The sequence below is a fragment of the Rhodoligotrophos appendicifer genome (assembly GCF_007474605.1).
Taxonomy (GTDB): Bacteria; Pseudomonadota; Alphaproteobacteria; order Rhizobiales; family Im1; genus Rhodoligotrophos; species Rhodoligotrophos appendicifer.
This window is the reverse complement of record NZ_VHKL01000012.1, coordinates 1-17,228: the sequence shown is the minus strand read 5'-3', so window position 1 is coordinate 17,228 and position 17,228 is coordinate 1. Positions and strand designations below refer to the sequence as shown.

9 protein-coding genes are annotated in these 17,228 nt (G+C 65.4%); 4 read left to right on the top strand and 5 right to left on the bottom strand.

What is annotated here, in order from left to right; genetic code table 11:
- Positions 1-17 precede the first annotated feature (17 nt).
- Together FKM97_RS22990 and FKM97_RS22985 are read right to left on the bottom strand one after the other, a co-directional pair.
- Positions 18-1,409: a M48 family metalloprotease gene (locus FKM97_RS22990; RefSeq protein ID WP_144294805.1), complete on the bottom strand. Its 1,392-nt coding sequence runs from the start codon at positions 1,407-1,409 to the stop codon at positions 18-20.
- Positions 1,410-1,560: 151 nt separating this feature from the next.
- The gene (locus tag FKM97_RS22985) at positions 1,561-4,488 is read right to left on the bottom strand and encodes an Rne/Rng family ribonuclease (protein WP_144294804.1); all 2,928 of its coding nucleotides are present in this window, start codon (positions 4,486-4,488) and stop codon (positions 1,561-1,563) included.
- A 719-nt stretch (positions 4,489-5,207) separates the two neighbouring features.
- Here FKM97_RS22985 and FKM97_RS22980 point away from each other — a divergent pair.
- The 3 genes from FKM97_RS22980 to prfB all read left to right on the top strand — a co-directional run bounded on the left by FKM97_RS22980 (position 5,208) and on the right by prfB (position 10,877).
- Positions 5,208-6,740, top strand: coding sequence for an N-acetylmuramoyl-L-alanine amidase (locus FKM97_RS22980; RefSeq protein ID WP_144294803.1), 1,533 nt, complete (start codon positions 5,208-5,210; stop codon positions 6,738-6,740).
- Positions 6,741-6,971: 231 nt separating this feature from the next.
- Entirely contained in the window at positions 6,972-9,431 is a 2,460-nt protein-coding gene (locus FKM97_RS22975) for a penicillin-binding protein 1A (protein WP_144294802.1), read from the top strand.
- A 317-nt stretch (positions 9,432-9,748) separates the two neighbouring features.
- Positions 9,749-10,877 (top strand): peptide chain release factor 2 gene (gene prfB, locus FKM97_RS22970; protein WP_144294862.1). Its coding sequence is split into 2 segments (ribosomal slippage): positions 9,749-9,817 and positions 9,819-10,877, totalling 1,128 coding nucleotides; the frame shifts between segments, so codons are not numbered across the junction.
- A gap of 141 nt (positions 10,878-11,018) precedes the next feature.
- On the opposite strand, the gene FKM97_RS22965 is transcribed toward prfB, so the two are convergent.
- The 3 genes from FKM97_RS22965 to FKM97_RS22955 all read right to left on the bottom strand — a co-directional run bounded on the left by FKM97_RS22965 (position 11,019) and on the right by FKM97_RS22955 (position 13,497).
- Entirely contained in the window at positions 11,019-11,594 is a 576-nt protein-coding gene (locus FKM97_RS22965; RefSeq protein WP_170241090.1) for a bactofilin family protein, read from the bottom strand.
- Positions 11,569-12,870, bottom strand: coding sequence for a M23 family metallopeptidase (locus FKM97_RS22960; RefSeq protein WP_144294800.1), 1,302 nt, complete (start codon positions 12,868-12,870; stop codon positions 11,569-11,571). The genes FKM97_RS22965 and FKM97_RS22960 overlap by 26 nt, the downstream gene beginning before the upstream one ends.
- A gap of 153 nt (positions 12,871-13,023) precedes the next feature.
- Positions 13,024-13,497, bottom strand: coding sequence for a peroxiredoxin (locus tag FKM97_RS22955; RefSeq protein WP_144294799.1), 474 nt, complete (start codon positions 13,495-13,497; stop codon positions 13,024-13,026).
- 243 nt (positions 13,498-13,740) lie between these two features.
- Between FKM97_RS22955 and FKM97_RS22950 the strand changes: the two genes are divergently transcribed.
- On the top strand, positions 13,741-17,228 hold a 3,488-nt coding region (locus FKM97_RS22950; protein ID WP_144294798.1), incomplete at its 3' end, for a YhdP family protein.

The window sequence follows — 17,228 nt, the reverse complement described above, 5'->3', positions numbered from 1 at the left end:
CATGCCACGGGCGAGGGTCAGCTGTCTTCGGTCTTGACGTTCAAGATATCGTTGGCGCGGATCCATTCGGGCGTGCCGCGCTTGAAGGCGGCCATGGAGCGCTTCGCCTTCTGCTTGGCGAGATCATAATCGCCGGTCAGCAGGGCCACTTCGGCGGTCTCGAGATCGGCCATGGGGATATTGTTCTTGCGGGCATAGCTCAAGGCCAGCTGGGCGTGGAGATCGGGACTGTCGGCCTCGGTGCGCTTGGCGCGGAGCAGGAGCTGCTGGGCGGAGTCGACCAGGCCAGGATCCTCGGTGGACAGCATGGCCTGGGCCAGCATCACCCGGGTCAGATCCGCCCGCGGCATGAGCTCGACGGCCTTACGCAGCGGCGCGATGGCCTGTTTCGGACTGCCCCCCTCCAGCAGGGCCTGGCCCTTCAACTCCCAGAAATAGGGATTCTTCGGCTGCGCCTGGAGCAGCGCGTCGATCTCGACCATGGCCGCGCGGGTGTCGCCGGTGCGGAAGGCGACGATGGAGCGGGCATAGCGCGCCGGGGGGCTCGTGTCGCTGGTGGGGTATTTCTGGTAGACGCGCTGCGGCGAGCCCAAGAAGCCGGTGAGCTTCGCCTGGACCATGCGGTGGCGCGCCAACAGAGCCGGATCGTCGGGGGTGTCGAAATAGGGGCTCTTGCGGGCGTTGATCTCGAGATTGCGCACCCGGTCGAGGGGCATGGGGTGGCTGAGGACGTAAGGGTCGATCGCCACGGAGGAGGCGAGGGACTGGTTCGAGAGCTTCTCGAACAGATCGATCATGCCCTTGGCCGATTGCTTGGTCGCGGTCAGATATTTCACCGCCGCCTGGTCGGCGGAGGATTCCTGGGCGCGGGCATAGGAGAGCAGGTTGCGCTCGGCCAAGGACTGGCCGCCAAGCATCAAGCCCTGGCCGCCGCGGGCGAGCTCGCCCTGGCCGCTGAGACCGGCGCCCACCATGGTGGCGACACCGAGAAGCATGCCGACGATCGCGGCGGTCGAGGCCTTGTCGAGCTGGCGCTGCATGCGCGTCAGATGGCCGCCGGCGATATGGCCGGTCTCGTGGGCCAGGACGCCGATCACCTCGTTGGGCGTCTCGCATTCGGTGATCAGGCCGGTGTGGATGAAGACGCGCTGGCCGCCGGAGACGAAGGCGTTGATGGTGGGGGCGTTGATAATATAGACGTTCACGCCGTCGGGCCTGAGGCCGGCAGCCCGGAAGACCGGCGTCGCGTAATCGCGCAGAAGCTGCTCGATCTCGGTATCGCGGATCAAGGGCAGCCCCGCCGCCTCAAGATGGCGGATGCCGATCCCGGTCATGAAGACGGCCACCGCCAGCACCAGGGCGCAGGCCCTGGCGGCGAGTGACCTGAAGTCGATATGTGATCTGCCCATCAGCACAGCGTCATCTCCGATCGGGCTTCAGCCTTCCCCAGTAATTGCGGCGATACTGGGGCTGAGCCGAACGCATTTGCGTGTGGCGCCGAGGGCAAAGCCCCGGGTCTGCGGCGCATTCCACCAGGGACGCGCCGCAGGAGGGATCGCCTCAATCGCCAAAAATCTTGCGCTGCCACCAGCCGCGCCGGGCCGGACGCTCGGGCTTCGGCTCGACAGGCTCAGCAGACACGCGTTCACGGGCCGGTTCAGGCTGGTGCTGCGCTGCTTCAGGCTCCGGCTCGTGCTGCACCGTCTCGGGCTCCGGCTCGGATGTCGGGGCAGAGGCTTCGCTGCTCTCCGTCGGAGCGGAGGGCTCCGCCGGCAGGATCGGAGATGCTGCCGCCTCGTCGAATTGCGGAACAGGCTTGGGCGTCGATCCGGCCTGATCGGTGATCATGTCGTCGGTCACCGCTGCCGCCTTGGGCTTGGCGCGACTGCGCCGCTTCGGCTTGGGCGCCGGCTCTTCGGCGGCCGCAGGCTCAGCAGCCACAGGCTCGGCAGCCTCAGGCTCGGCCGGCGCCTCAGCGGGGCCGGCTTCGGCCTCCGGTGCTGGCTCGGCCGCGGCCGTCTTGCGGACCCGCGGCTTGCGGGTGCGCTTGGGGGCTGCCGCCGGTTCGGTCGCCTCCGGCGTGGCGGCTTCGGCGTCGCTGATGGCAGGCGCGGCCGGGGCTTCGGCCGAGGCTTCACTTATCCGGCCCGCCTCGGGGGAGAGGTCCACGGCAATCTGCTCAGCCGCCAAGGACTCGTCGCCGGTGGCCTCGATCTCGACGGAGAGGATGCCTTCGACGCGATCCTCCATCGGACCTGCAGGCGCCAGCTCGGCTGCCTCCCGACGCGACCGGTCGCCGCGACGTCCGCGACCCCTGCGGCTGCGGTTGCGGCTCGCCTCGGTTTCCTGGTCGCCTTCGACGGCGTGCTGGAATTCGGGGATCGGGGTGATGCCGGTGTCGGGCTGGGGCAGGGAGCCGGGATCGACCCAGTCGCCATTCTCCTGGCCCTCGGCCGCGGTGCCCTCAAACTCGCGATTGCGGCGACCGCCCCGACGACCGCGGCGACGGCGGCGACGGCGGCTGCCGTCATCCTCGCCCGGCTGGTGACGCTCGCGCTCGTCGTCGCGCTCCTCGAAGGCGGTCTCTGCGGTCTCCGCGACAGTCTCGACATCGCCGATCCTCTCGGGCTGCTCGGCCACGCTTTCCTCGACCACGACCTCCTCTTCCTCCTCGTCGAAATCGGCATAGGAGGTGTCGATCTGCACGGCGATGGGCAGCGGCCGGACCGGGCGGCCCTCGGCGCGCTCGACCTTGAAGTTCTCGTTGTGATGCTCGTCGGAGGGCTCGAGATAGATCGAAATTGCGTAAGCGGCCTCGATGGTCAGAACATTGTGGCGCTTCTGATTCAGCAGATAGAAGGCGACATGCGGGTCGCAGCGGACGGTGACATCCTCGGGGCGGCGCATGAGATACTCCTCGATGCCCCGCAGCACGGACAGCGCGCAGGATTCGATGGAGCGGACGATGCCGCGGCCCTGACAGGTCGGGCAGGGGATGGTCGATCCCTCCAGCATGCCCACGCGCAGGCGCTGACGGGACATTTCGAGCAGGCCGAAATGGCTGATGCGGCCGACCTGAATGCGGGCGCGATCGTTCTTCAGCGCCTCCTTCATGCGGCGCTCGACATTGCGGTTGTTGCGCTTCTCCTCCATGTCGATGAAGTCGATGACGATCAGGCCGGCAAGGTCGCGCAGACGCAATTGGCGGGCGACCTCATCGGCAGCCTCGAGATTGGTCTTGAGGGCGGTGTCCTCGATATTGTGCTCGCGGGTCGACTTGCCGGAGTTCACATCGATGGAGACCAGGGCCTCGGTCTGATTGATGACGATGTAGCCCCCCGAGCTCAGAGTGACGACGGGGGAGAACAGGCCGTCGAGCTGGCTTTCCACCTGGTAGCGGCTGAAGAGCGGGCGCGGCTCCATATAGGGCTTCACGTTGCGCGCATGGCTCGGCATGAGCATCTTCATGAATTCGCGCGCCTCACGATGGGCGACGGGGCCCTCGATGAGGACTTGGTCGACATCCTTCGTATAAAGGTCGCGGATCGCCCGCTTGATGATGCTGCCCTCCTCGTAGATGAGGGCGGGGGCCGTGGATTGCAGCGTCAGATCGCGGATGCTCTCCCACTGGCGGAGCAGATAATCGTAGTCGCGCTTGATCTCGACCTTGGTGCGGTTGGCGCCGGCGGTGCGGACGATGACGCCCATGCCCTCGGGCACCTCCATCTCGCGGGCCACCTCCTTGAGGCGACGCCGATCGCCGGCATCGGTGATCTTGCGGGAAATGCCGCCGCCACGACCGGTGTTCGGCATCAGCACGCAATAGCGGCCGGCCAGGGACAGATAGGTGGTGAGTGCGGCGCCCTTGTTGCCCCGCTCCTCCTTGACGACCTGGACCAGAAGGATCTGACGGCGCTTGATGACCTCCTGGATCTTGTAGACCCGGCGGACATTGCGCTGGAAATGGGAGGCCTCCTCCAGGGCATCCTCGGCGCCGACACTGTCGACGGCCTGGGATTCGGGATCCTCCTCGACCTCCTCGACGCCGCCGGAGCCGCCTTCGCCGCCCTCGGCATCGGCTTCCGCGCCATTGTGGCGGCGATGCCGGCGCCGGCGGCGGCCGTCACCATTGCCTTCTTCGGCGCTCGGTGCTTCGGATGTCTCGACCGGTTCGATATCCTCGTCGCCGGAGGCCATGGCATCGCGGGCCTCCTGCTTCAGCAGGGCCTGACGATCGGCGACCGGGATCTGATAATAATCCGGATGGATCTCGTTGAAGGCCAGAAAGCCGTGGCGGTTGCCACCATAATCGACGAAGGCCGCCTGGAGCGATGGCTCCACCCGCGTTACCTTGGCGAGATAGATATTGCCTCTGATCTGCTTCCGGGACGACGATTCGTAGTCGAATTCCTCAATCTTGTTTCCACGCAGCACGACGACCCGGGTCTCTTCCGGGTGGGCCGCGTCGATCAGCATATTGCTTCCCATAGGATACTTTCTCCCGCGCTCGCGCGGGCCGCAGCTCAAAACCGCCGGTCTCGGCCAAAGAGGCCGCCAGCGGGCGAGCGCGAGCGCATAGTGATGTTGTGAGGGCAGGCCGGTTGTTGCTGCTCGCGCGTGTGGCAGAAAGAGCGGCCGGTGCTCCAAGGAGCTTGAACTCCGGCGTAATGCTCTCCCGTTCCCTCTTCGCGTGCGTCAGCAATGCCTGTTCCGATTCAGTCCATAGCAGCCTCGGCCTTGGCCGAAGCGGTTTCAATAACTCGGCCCGAAAGCACGAGGTCAAATGCGCGGCCCGCCTAGAGCAGGCCTGCAATTCAGACGCAATGGGAAGCGAGCTAACCGCCGTAAGCGCGGACGCCGCCCATCGCGTTAGAAAGGGGCGAGAGCCGACGGTGCCAAAGCCGAATGCCACGTCATCGTCGATCCTCTGACTTCTAATTACGGGAATTCCACAAAGTTTTGCAAGAGCAGTGAAATGTGGGCCTGTCACCGAAAGGCACCACCGGACCCGAAAGCGCGATTATGGCCGCGCGACTCAGAGTGCTGGACCAGGCTTCCGTAAGATTTAGTTAACTCGGACCGTCTAGCCTGCCGACACGTCGCGGGAAGAGATCGGTGTCGCAGCGCCGGTTCCCGCGGGAGGTTTGTCGGGTCAGTCAAGGGGCGCTGCAGGAGTGAAGGCGGGTCTCCGCATATCGGCGTCTGGGATGCTGCGCCTCGCAAAGAGAGCGCTGCGTCCAATGATGCTGGCGCTGTTGGTCGGGGGATGGACCCTGGCGGGCGGGGCGCCGACGCGGGCGATGGAGCCGGCTGCGGATGCGCCCGAGGAGGCCGCCGTCCACGCGATCGCCTCGCGCGTGGCCGGCGATGCGCGGCGGACGCGCTTCGTGCTGGATCTCGACCAGCCGATTCCCTTCAGCGTCTATGTGGTGGACGATCCGTTCCGGGTCATCATCGACCTGCCGAATGTGGGATTTCAGCTGCCCGCCGGAATCGGGGCGCAGGGGCGCGGGCTGATTCGCGAATACCGCTATGGCCGCTTCGAGGCGGAACGGTCACGGGTGGTGATCGATGCGAACCAGCCGGTGCTCATCGACAAGTCCTTCATGGTCAGTTCCAAGGGCACTGAGCCCGCACGCCTGGTGATCGACCTGATCGGCACCGACGCCGTCACCTTCGCCAAGATCAAGGAGCGCATCGAGCGGCAAGGCGAGGAGACCCGGACGGCGGCGCTGGCCGATCTCAATGCAGCCGACCCGGCAGAGGCCCCGGAACCCGCTGCCGCCGCACCGCAGACGGTCATAACGGCCAAGACGGACCTGCCGCCGGTACCGCGGCCGCGGCCGCTGCTGGCGACCGCAAGCGAGACGATGCCGGCCACGACGGCGCCGGCTGCCGCCGAGACGACGCTTGTCGCCTTGACCCTGCCCGCCGAGACGGCGGCGCCGAAGGGCGCAGGATCCGAGGGCGCGGTGGTGGAGCCGACGGCGGCCTTCGGCAGGCTGGGTGCCGCCAAGCCGGAGATGCAGAAGCCGGTGGAGCGCCGCGCCAAGCCCATCGTGGTCATCGACCCCGGCCATGGCGGCATCGATCCCGGCGCGATCAGCAAATCGGGCACTTTTGAGAAGGACGTCGTGCTGGGCTTTGCCAAGGTGCTGCGCGACCGGCTGCAGGCGAGCGGGCGCTACGACGTCGTCATGACCCGCAGCAATGACAGTTTCCTTACCCTCGGCAACCGGGTGCGGGTGGCCCAAAAGAAGCAGGCGGATCTGTTCATCTCCATCCATGCGGATTCGCTGAAGCGCGGGGTTGCCCGCGGGTCGACGGTCTATACCGTCTCGGACAAGGCCTCGGACCGGGAGGCTGCGGAAATCGCCGCGGCGGAAAACAAGGCCGACCTCGTGGCCGGCGTCGAGGTCGACGGCGAAAACGAAGAATTGACCGGCATCCTCATCGATCTGGTGCAGCGCGAAACGCGCAACCATTCCGTGTTCTTCGCCAAGACCCTCGTCAACACACTGGACGGGACGACGATGCTGAGCAGCAAGCCGCATCGCTATGCGGGCTTCCGGGTGCTGCGCGCAGCCGACGTCCCCTCGGTTCTGGTGGAGCTCGGCTATCTCTCCTCCAGCGAGGACGAGAAGCTGCTGACCTCCAGCGCCTGGCGGCAAAAGGTCGCCCGGTCCATGCAGGTGGCCGTGGACGGTTTCTTCGGGACGCATGTCTCGGCCCGCCAGTAGCCCGCGCCACGGCCGCGCCGCATTCTCGGCCTAAGTGCTTCCCGCAAGCGCCGAATCGCTGCCTCGCCGCAGGGTTGAACCGGATGCGGAGCCGATGCGGCGTCGCGCGGGGTGGCCGCTCATGATAAGATGGACCTTTGCGGCAATCGAGATTAACAGGCTGGGGCTTCAGCGGTTGATGGCGGACACGAGGTCCGCGCGGTGCGAGCCCGACCGGAGATTGAGAGCTTCATGCTGCGTTTTCTAGGGTTTCTATTCACCGTCGGTTTCATCCTGTTCGCCGTGGCGGCCGGCGGTGCTGGATATTTGATCTGGCGGATCTCGGATGAGCTGCCCGACTACAGCCAGCTCGCCCAGTACGAGCCGCCGGTCACCACCCGGGTGCATGCGGCCGACGGAACGCTGATCGCCGAATATGCCCGCGAACGGCGCCTATATGTGCCGGAAAGCGCCATTCCGAAGCTGGTGACGGAAGCCTTCCTGGCGGCAGAAGACAAGAATTTCTACCAGCATAGCGGGGTCGACCCGCTCGGCATCGCCCGGGCGGTGCTGACGAATGCGGAAAACTACATCAGTGGCGGCGGCCACATGATCGGTGCCTCCACCATCACCCAGCAGGTGGCCAAGAACTTCCTGCTGACGAATGAGCGCACCTTCGACCGCAAGCTCAAGGAGGCCCTGCTGTCGCTGCGCATCGAGCAGGCCTTCTCGAAGGACAAGATCCTCGAACTCTATCTCAACGAAATCTATCTCGGCTTCGGTGCCTATGGGGTGGCGGCGGCCTCGCTCAATTATTTCGGCAAGTCGTTGAACGATCTCAGCCTGGCGGAGGTCGCCTATCTCGCGGCGCTGCCGAAGGCGCCCAACAACTACCACCCCATCCGCGCCAAGGAACGGGCGACGGAGCGGCGCAACTGGGTGCTGGGGCAGATGGCCGAAAACGGCTTCGTGACGCGCGAGGAGGCGGAGGCGGCCATGAAGGTGCCGCTGACGATCACGCCGCGTGAAGTCGGGGCGGAACTGGTCTCGGCGGAATATTTCACCGAAGACGTGCGCCGGGAAGTGCTGGAGCTCTATGGCGAGAAGAAGCTCTATGATGGCGGCCTGTCGATCCGGACCACGCTGCAGCCGAAACTGCAGATCTTCGCGCGCCAAGCTTTAGCGCGGGGGCTCTTGAAATATGACCGGGCCCGCGGCTTCCGCGGACCGCTGCAGACCATCGACATCAGTGGCGACTGGGGCAAGACCCTGTCCGGCATCACCATGCCCGCCGATCTCGCCCCCTGGCAGCTGGCCGTGGTGCTGGAGACGACGAATGCGGAAGCCCGCATCGGGCTCACGCCGAAGCGGGTGGTCGGCGGGGCGCTCGCCGATGAGCGCGAACAGGGGACCATTTCGCTCAAGGCGCTGACCTGGGCCAGGGCGGCCAAGGACGGCGGCGGGCTCGGACCGCAGGTGAAGGCGGTGAGCCAGGTGCTCAAGGCGGGCGACGTCATCTATGTGGCGCCGGCCGACGATGGCGGCACGTTCCATCTGGTCCAGGTGCCGGCCGTGTCGGGAGGCCTCGTCGCCATGGACCCGCATACGGGCCGCGTCCTGGCCATGGTCGGCGGGTTCTCCTACGGGTTGAGCCAGTTCAACCGAGCCTCCCAGGCCCAGCGCCAGCCGGGCTCGTCGTTCAAGCCGTTCGTCTATGCGGCCGCCCTCGACAATGGCTATACGCCGTCGAGCGTGATCCTGGATGCGCCCATCGAGGTGCGGCTGTCGAATGGCGATGTGTGGAGCCCGAAGAATTACTCGAACAAATTCTACGGACCCTCGACGCTGCGGCGCGGCATCGAGCTGTCGCGCAACGTGATGACCGTGCGGCTGGTGCAGGATATGGGGCTGGAAAAGGTCTCCGAGATCGCCGAACGCTTCGGGATCTACGACAAGATGCCGCCGGTCCTGTCCATGGCGCTGGGAGCGGGCGAGACGACGCTGATGCGCATGACCACCGCCTTCAGCATGCTCGACAATGGCGGCAAGCGCATCCAGCCGTCGCTGATCGACCGGGTCCAGGACCGCTACGGACATACGATCTACCGGCATGATGCGCGCGATTGCCCGAGTTGCGGCGTGGATCAGTGGCAGGGCCAGGCCGAGCCCGAGATCGCCGATCAGCGCGAGGAAATCCTCAATCCGTATACGGCCTACCAGATCACCTCCATGATGGAGGGGGTGGTGCAGCGCGGCACGGGCCGGGCGGCAGCGGCCGTCGGCAAGCCGCTGGCCGGCAAGAGCGGCACCACCAATGACGAGAAGGACGCCTGGTTCATCGGCTCGGCTCCCGATCTCACCGTCGGGATCTATGTCGGCTACGACAATCCCAAGCCCATGGGCAAGGGCTCGACGGGCGGCGAGATCGCAGCCCCGATCTTCGCCGACTTCATGAAGCTGGCGCTGAAGGACAAGCCGGGGATCCCGTTCCGGGTGCCGTCGGGCGTGCAGCTCATCCCCATCAATCCCACCAATGGCCAGAGAGCGGCCTATGGCGACCCCAAGGTCATCCTGGAGGCGTTCAAGCCGGGCGAGGGACCGGCGGACGACACGGTCGTCATCGGCGGCGGTGCGGTGGCGCAAGGGGTGGCCGGCGAGCAGCTGCAGCAGCTGGAAGGCGGATTGTCGACGGGGACCGGCGGGCTTTATTGAGGGGGCTCTTCTTCTTCTCACTGTCATCCCGGGCGTGACCCGGGATCCCGGGCGGCAGGGGATCCCCGAGCCGCATGGGGTCCCGGATCTGCGCTGCGCTCCGTCCGGGATGACCAGGGTGGGGACGGGGCTCTTCTTCTTCTCACTGTCATCCCGGGCTTGACCCGGGATCCCCGAGCCGCATGGGGTCCCGGCTCTTCGCTGCGCTTCGGCCGGGATGACGGGTGGGGCTGCGGCGTGAGGCCTGGGGGCTGTACAGGCCTGCTCTCGGACTCTATGTAAGGCTCTCCACTTTCGAGAAGGTTCAACGGATCCGCATGCGCGCCGAAGCACAGACATTGGTCGATCACATCCAGCAGTCGCTCGGACTGCTGAGGAGGCATCTTTGACTGGGATCACGCCCTCAGACGCCTGGACGAACTGAACGCCGCCGCGGAGCATCCTGGGCTCTGGGACGAGCCGCAGAAGGCGCAGGCGCTGATGCGGGAGCGTCAGCAGATCGAAGACCAGGTGAAATCCGTGCGCGGATTGGAGCAGATGCTCAATGACAGCGTCGAACTCATCGCCATGGGCGAGGAGGAGGGCGACGAGAGCATCGTCAGCGATGCGGAAGCGACGCTGAAGGCGCTGCGGGACGATATCGGCAAGCGCGAGATCGAGACGCTGCTGTCGGGAGAGGCGGACAAGAACGACTGCTTCCTCGAAGTCCATTCCGGCGCCGGGGGGACCGAGAGCCAGGACTGGACCGAGATGCTGGCGCGGATGTATCTGCGCTATGCGGAGGCCCATGGCTACAAGACCGAGACCATCGAAGTCCATTCGGGCGAAGAGGCGGGGCTCAAATCGGCGACCTTCCAGATCAAGGGGCATAATGCCTATGGCTGGCTGAAGACCGAATCGGGCGTGCACCGGCTGGTGCGCATCTCGCCGTTCGATTCGAATGCGCGGCGGCATACGTCCTTCGCCTCGGTCTGGGTCTATCCCGTCATCGACGACACGATCGACATCGACGTGAACGAGAGCGACTGCCGCATCGACACCTATCGCGCCTCAGGGGCCGGCGGGCAGCATGTGAACACGACCGACAGCGCGGTGCGCATCACCCATATCCCCTCGGGGATCGTGGTGCAGTGCCAGATGGAGCGGTCGCAGCACAAGAACCGGGCGACGGCCTGGACCATGCTGCGGGCGAGGCTCTACGAGGCGGAGCTGCAGCGGCGCGAAGAGGCGGCCAGCACCATCAATGCGCAGAAGACGGAGATCGGCTGGGGACACCAGATCCGCTCCTATGTGCTGCAGCCCTACCAGATGGTGAAGGATTTGCGGACAGGGGTCGAGACCAGCGATACCGGCGGCGTGCTGGATGGGAAGATCGACAGCTTCCTAGAGGCGGCGCTGGCCCAGCGGGTCCACGGCAAGGGCGAGGGCGTGCCGGCGGAGGGGTAGGGGCTCTTCTTCTGGCTGTCATCCCGGGCTTGACCCGGGATCCCGAGCCGCATGGGGTCCCGGATCTTCGCTGCGCTTCGTCCGGGATGACAGGTAGAGGGGTGCGCTGCGCTTCGTCCGGGATGACGGGCGGCCGGCGGGTCAGTCGCTCTGGGTGGTCCGCATCAGATCGGCGGGGCGGAAGCCGCCTTGCTCGATGTCGGGGCGGAATTTCGGCTCGTCGGGGCTCTCCAGAGTGCGCAAAGGTTCCCGGGTGCCGGGGAGATAGGGGTCCGGCTCCATGGCATGCATGGAATCCGCCACGTCGATGGGATCTTCGGCGCGGTGAATGCTGCCTTCGATGAAGGCGCCGTTCTCGATGGAGATCGTCTCGTGGACGATGTCGCCCTCCACATGGGCATCGGCATAGATGTGGATATGGATCGCGTGAAGCGGGCCGATGATGCGGCCACGGACCACGATCTCCTCCGCGACCACCTCACCGCGAATCGAGCCGTTGCTGTCGACGACGACGCTGGCGGCGCGAATGTCGCCGTGAAGGGTGCCGTCGATCTGCAGCTCGCCGCTGGTGATCAGCTTGCCCTCGATGATCACGTCGGAGGTGATGATGGTGGGACCCGCACGACGGTTGCGCCGATCGGCGTCCTCGTCCGCCTTCATGGCCGCCGCCGCCTTCGCTCCCGCCTCGGTTCTACTGCTCTTGCTCTTGAAGATCATTCCGCGCCTGCCAGAAGCGTTTTGGGTCGACTGCGCGCCCGTTAATGCGCGTTTCATAATGCAAATGAGGGCCGGTACTGCGGCCGGTGCTGCCCAGGCGTCCGACGACATCGTGTTTCGCAATCTTCTGTCTCGGGACGACCGAGATCGCACTGAGATGAGCATATCGAGTGGAGATGCCATTGTCATGACTGATCAGGACCATCTTGCCATAGCCGGCGGAGACCTTCGCCTCGGTGACGGTGCCGGCCGCCGTGGCCAGGACCGGGGCGCCATAGGGTGCCTTCAGGTCGACGCCGGCATGCAGGGCCGCGCGGCGGCGGAAGGGATCGCGGCGGGTGCCGAAGCCGCTGGTGAGACGATAGGCCTGGACCGGGACCGTCAGCGGCAGGTCGCGCAGCCCCTCGCGCAAAGCGACGATGTCCTCGTGCCGCTCGGCAAGGTCGTCCAGGCGCTCGATGAGGGGATCGCCGCCCAAGCCCAGAGAGACGGGAATGAAGGGTCCGCCCACCGCCTCCTGACGCGGTTCGGCTGCGGCAATAATCCGGCGCGGGGACAGGCCAACCATGGTCGCGGTGCCCTCGGCGGCCTTCATCTGAGCCGAGATGTGGCCGTCGACGCGGGTCACCAGGGTCGCCTGCGCCTCGTCGAAGGCGGCGGCCAAGGCCTGCATCTCCGCGAGCGGCTGCAGAACCTCATCGGCAGACCCGAACTGCTCGCGGAAGCGGACGCGATAGGAGTCCGGCGCGAGGTGGGTCTGATCCTCGAAATTGGAGTCCTGGGCGGGGGCCTGCTCGGTCGCCGGATCGGCGTCCGGGGCCATGGTTGTGCCCTGGAAGGCGCGCGCCGGGAGCCAGCCCTGCTGGAAGAATGATTCGAGCTGGCGCTGCCGGGCGAGGAGGTGGCCGTAATCGGCGCGCAGGGAATCAACCCGGGCGAGATAGGCATCCTGATCCAGCAGCAGCCGAGAATTTACCACGTCGATGGAGGTGCGCAGCTCCGAAAGGCGGACCTCATAGGCGTGCTTGACGTCGGCGATGCGGCGTTCCTTCAAGGCGATCAGCTGGTCCTTGAAGGCAACATTGACGCTGGCATAAGCGAGCCAGAACAACAGGCCCAGTCCGCCGATGCAGACAAGAACCTGAAGGCGCGAGGACAAGGTGACGAAGCGAACATCGCCTTCGCTGCGAATGTAAATCTGACGTTCACGAAAGAGGCGTCCGAGAAATTCTCGAATGCCACCCTCCGGCGTCGTCCAATGTTCTCGGCGTCGCATGCCGTTGTTCCAACCGCCCCCGAAACGATGCACAACTCTCAGTTCAACAGGTCATCCCGACCTTGTGCACTGTAACATCGCCGCGGTCAATGTCACTGCGGTTGGTTACTTTGCGGACCGCTTGAGCGGTGAAAGTCGAAGGCCTGTGACAAATCAATCGAGAGCGCGTGCAGCGGCGAGAACTTCCTGCACGTGGCCGGGAACTTTCACCTTGCGCCAGATCCGAGCGATCTTTCCACTTCGATCAACAAGAAATGTTGCACGATCGATCCCCATGTACTTCCGACCATACATGCTCTTCTCCACCCAGACCCCGTATGCCTCAAGGGTGGTGCGGGATTCGTCCGCCGCCAGGGGGAAGTCGAGACCATGCTTCTTCTTGAACTTGTCGTGCCTCGCGACCGAATCGGCGCTCATGCCGACGATCTCGGTATCGGCGGCGTTGAAATCGGCGCGGGCGGCGTTGAAGTCGATCGCTTCCTTCGTACAGCCGCTGGTATCATCCTTCGGGTAAAAATAGAGAACAAGCTTGCGGCCGCGGAACGCCTCCAGCGTCAGTGTCGTTGACCCGTCGCCGGGCAATGAAAAGGCTGGCGCGAGCGAGCCCTGGTCCAACGTTTCAGTCATGTCGTCATCCTTTGGTCTCTTTTAAATGATGGATGAAGTCGCTTGGAATTCGTGCACTCTGCACGCAACGGTACCGTGTATTCCGCGTGCGGAGGCTCCCATGAAGAACATAGCCGAACGGGTCAACCGTTCCGATGCAAGGTTGGCCCGGACTGCGGCCTTTATGGAGCGAGACTCTCAGGCTAAGCATTCCAGGCACTAGGCAGCCATAGATTCACCGATTTGCGCAAGCGCATTACCAGATTGAGCCTGTTTTCGCTCGGCGGCGCCGTGTTGCTGATCGCTGTCTTGTCGCTCGTCTTCCTCTGGCGGCTGAGCCTGGGACCGATCTCCCTCGGCTTCATGAGCATGCCGCTGCAGGCGATGATCAATTCCGGCCTGTCGGGAATGCGGGTGGAAATCACGGATGCGGTGATCGAGCGCACGGAAGGATCGGGGCGGCCGCGCGTCCGGCTGCGCAACGTCCGACTCACAGATCCCAACGGCAACCTGCTGGCACAGGCGCCGCGCGCGTCGCTGGGCTTCGACGGGGAAGGCCTGTTGCGGGGACGGATCCTGCCGCGCAAGATCGAATTGATCGGACCGCATATCCTGGTGCGGCGGACGCTGAACGGTGCCCTGGAGCTGGGGGTCGGGGCCGCAACGGCGCCCGATGACGAATTCGTGCTCGCCCAAACCCAGGGCAGCCAAAGCAGCTCGGGCCCGCAGACCAGCGCCGCGGAGGGCAAGGGGGATGCCGAAAGCAGCGAGGAGATCGGGCTCTTGTCCTTCATCCGCCGGGAGCTGCTGGCGCCACGGGATGAGGGGGAAACGGCGGCCTCGTCCCTGGAGGCGATCGTCATCACCAATGCCCGGGTCTCCTTCTACGACGCCATCAACGAGGCCGAATGGGAAGCGCCGGACGTCAACCTGAACTTCCAGCGCGAGGCGACGGGGCTCAAACTGATCGCGGATGCCGATATCGCCAGCGGCCGGGTGCCCTGGAAACTGGCGATGATCGCCACCTACAATACGGCGGACGAGAAAATCACGGCCAGCGCCAGCGTCCGCGACTTCATTCCCGCCGATGTGGCCGACCAGATCTTCGCCCTGTCGAAGCTCGCCGAGGTCAAGGTGCCGCTGTCGGGGGAGGCGCGGCTCGAGATGACTACGAGCGGCACGATCACACGGGCAGATGCCGCACTCAGCGCCGGGGCGGGCTATGTGGGCTTTCCCGACTTCCTGTCGCAGTCCATCCTGGTCGATGAAGGCCTGCTGCGCTTTGCCTTCGAGCCGGCGAGCGGCGACATCGTGATCGGCGAATCAGCCCTCTATGTGGGCGGGTCGCAAGCGCAGCTCTCCGGCCGGATCCATCCGATCCAGGCCGCCGACGGGCGGATCAGCGCCCTCGACTTCAAACTCAACGCCCATAATATCAGCCTGGACACCTCCGGCGAGATCAAGGATGCCCTCGCCATCGACCGCATCGACTTCCTCGGCACGGCCTCGCTGGATTCGGCTTCGGTCACCGTGGACGATCTGGTGATCATGGCGGGTGAAGCCGGCATCCGGCTGCGCGGTTCGTTCATCGAGGGGCCGGAGGCGATGACGGTGCGGTTCGGCGCGCGGCTGCACCAGGTGCCGCTGCCGGTCCTGAAGAAGCTCTGGCCGCCGCTGGCCGCCGTGGCAGCGCGGGACTGGATCAACGAGCATGTGGTGGATGGCATCATCACTGACGGCGAGATGATCGTGGACCTGCCGTCGGAGGTGATCGCGAGTTCGCTGCGGGGACAGTCGATCCCCGACGACAACATCAATTTCAAATTCAACCTGGCCAATGTGGAGACGCGCTATTTCGCCCAGCTGCCGGCGATCAAGAACGCCGTGGGGAGCGGCGTCCTGCGCGGCGACAGCTTCGATCTGCAACTCGACAACGGGCAGGTGACGCTGCCCTCGGGCACCTCGGTGGAGCTGGTCACAGGCACCATGAAGGTCACCCATCTCATGGTGGACGGGACGGCGGCCGCCTTCGATCTCTCGGTGCGCGGGCCGGCCCAGGGCTTCATGGAGCTGATCAACCAGCCGCCCCTGGAATACATCACCAAGTCCGGGGTGCGGGTCGGCGACCTCGGCGGCACGATCGAGGGGCGGGTGAAGCTCGCCCTGCCGATGAAATCCGGCATCAAGCCGGAGGAGGTCACGCTCGATGCCGGCGTCTCCATCCGTGGCGTCTCACTCCCCAATGCCATAGACGACATCAGCATCGACGGCGGCGATCTCGACATCCAGGCGACCATGCTCGGCATCGAGGGGAAGGGCCAGGTCCTGCTGAACGGCGTCGAGAGCAAGCTCGACTGGCGCATGTCCTTCGTGGACAATACGCCGGACGAGCGCAAGGTCACGGCCACGGCGACCCTGGACAACAAGGATCGGGAGCGGCTCGGCATCGACGTCAACGAATTCGTCTCCGGGCCGATCGCCGTCACGGTGACGGTCGACATCTCGAAATCGTCGGTGACGGGGGGGCGGGTGGATGTGGATTTCAGCAAGGCGACCCTGAAGGCGGACGCGATCAATTGGGTGCGCGGCCCCGCCGCCGGAACGAAAGCGCATTTCGATGTGGGGGTGGGCGACGGCAGCGGCGCCTTCGAGGTCCGCAATTTCGTCATGACCGGCGAAGATCTCGACATCCAGGGAAACTTCACGGTCAACGCCAAGGGCGACATCCAGAGATCCGATTTTCCGGTGGTGCGGCTCAGCCAGGGCAATGAGCTGACGCTGAAGGCCAACCGCATCGACGATCTGCATATGGAGCTCACCATCGACGGGAGCAGCTTCGATGCGCGGCCGATGATCAAGGCGCTGTTCGAGGAGGAAAAGCCCAAGAAGAAGCCGCAAGTGACCGAAATGAAAGGCAAAATCACCAGCGTCGTCGGGTTTCGAAACGAGCGGCTGGTGGAGGTGGAATTCTCCGGACGGGCCACGGAGAAGGGCATCGCCGCGATCAAGGTCAAGGGCAAATGGAACAATGGGGCGCCCGTCGACATGACGATCGAACCCGTGGCGGGCGGGCGGCGGCAGTTGAATGTGGGGACCGCCAATGGCGGGGCGATGCTGCGCGGCGGCGATTTCTATACGCGCGTGAAGGGCGGCAAGCTGAGCTTCACCGGCCTCCTGGGCCCGGCGGGATCGGCCGATCTCAGCGACGGGCGGCTCCGGATGTGGGATTTCGAGGTGGTCGACGAGCCGGCGCTGCAATTCGACGAGAAGGGCAATCCCATTCCGCTCTCGCCACAGCAGAGGGCGCAGACCGAGGGCTCCCTGTTCTTCTCGAGCCTCAACATGCCCTTCTCGATCTCTCAGACCGGTGCCACCATCGGCGACACGCTGCTGCAGGGGCCGGTGCTGGGCGCGACCGCCAAGGGCATCATCCGCAAGCAGGACAAGGCCATCGACATCGGCGGCACCATCATCCCGGCCTATGCCATCAATTCGATCCTGAGCTCGGTGCCGGTGCTGGGCGAGGTGCTCATGGGCGGCAAGGGACAGGGCATGTTCGGGGTGACCTTCGCCATTCGCGGAACCATCGACAAGCCGCAGATCCTGTTCAATCCGATCTCGGCGCTGGCGCCCGGGTTCCTGCGCAAGATCTTCGAGTTCCAGCGCTCGACGGGAACGGCCCCCCGCGCGCCGGCGGCCCCGCGGGCGCCGGCCGCACCGCAGGCCGCCCCGCGCAAGACGCAGCCGCAGGC

Excerpts from the sequence above, each read along its gene's own strand:
- FKM97_RS22975 (WP_144294802.1), top strand. The coding sequence starts at position 6,972 with ATGCTGCGTTTTCTAGGGTTTCTATTCACCGTCGGTTTCATCCTGTTC.
- FKM97_RS22960 (WP_144294800.1), bottom strand. The coding sequence starts at position 12,870 with ATGCGACGCCGAGAACATTGGACGACGCCGGAGGGTGGCATTCGAGAA.
- FKM97_RS22990 (WP_144294805.1), bottom strand. The coding sequence starts at position 1,409 with ATGGGCAGATCACATATCGACTTCAGGTCACTCGCCGCCAGGGCCTGC.
- FKM97_RS22980 (WP_144294803.1), top strand. The coding sequence starts at position 5,208 with ATGCTGCGCCTCGCAAAGAGAGCGCTGCGTCCAATGATGCTGGCGCTG.
- FKM97_RS22965 (WP_170241090.1), bottom strand. The coding sequence starts at position 11,594 with ATGATCTTCAAGAGCAAGAGCAGTAGAACCGAGGCGGGAGCGAAGGCG.
- FKM97_RS22955 (WP_144294799.1), bottom strand. The coding sequence starts at position 13,497 with ATGACTGAAACGTTGGACCAGGGCTCGCTCGCGCCAGCCTTTTCATTG.
- FKM97_RS22985 (WP_144294804.1), bottom strand. The coding sequence starts at position 4,488 with ATGGGAAGCAATATGCTGATCGACGCGGCCCACCCGGAAGAGACCCGG.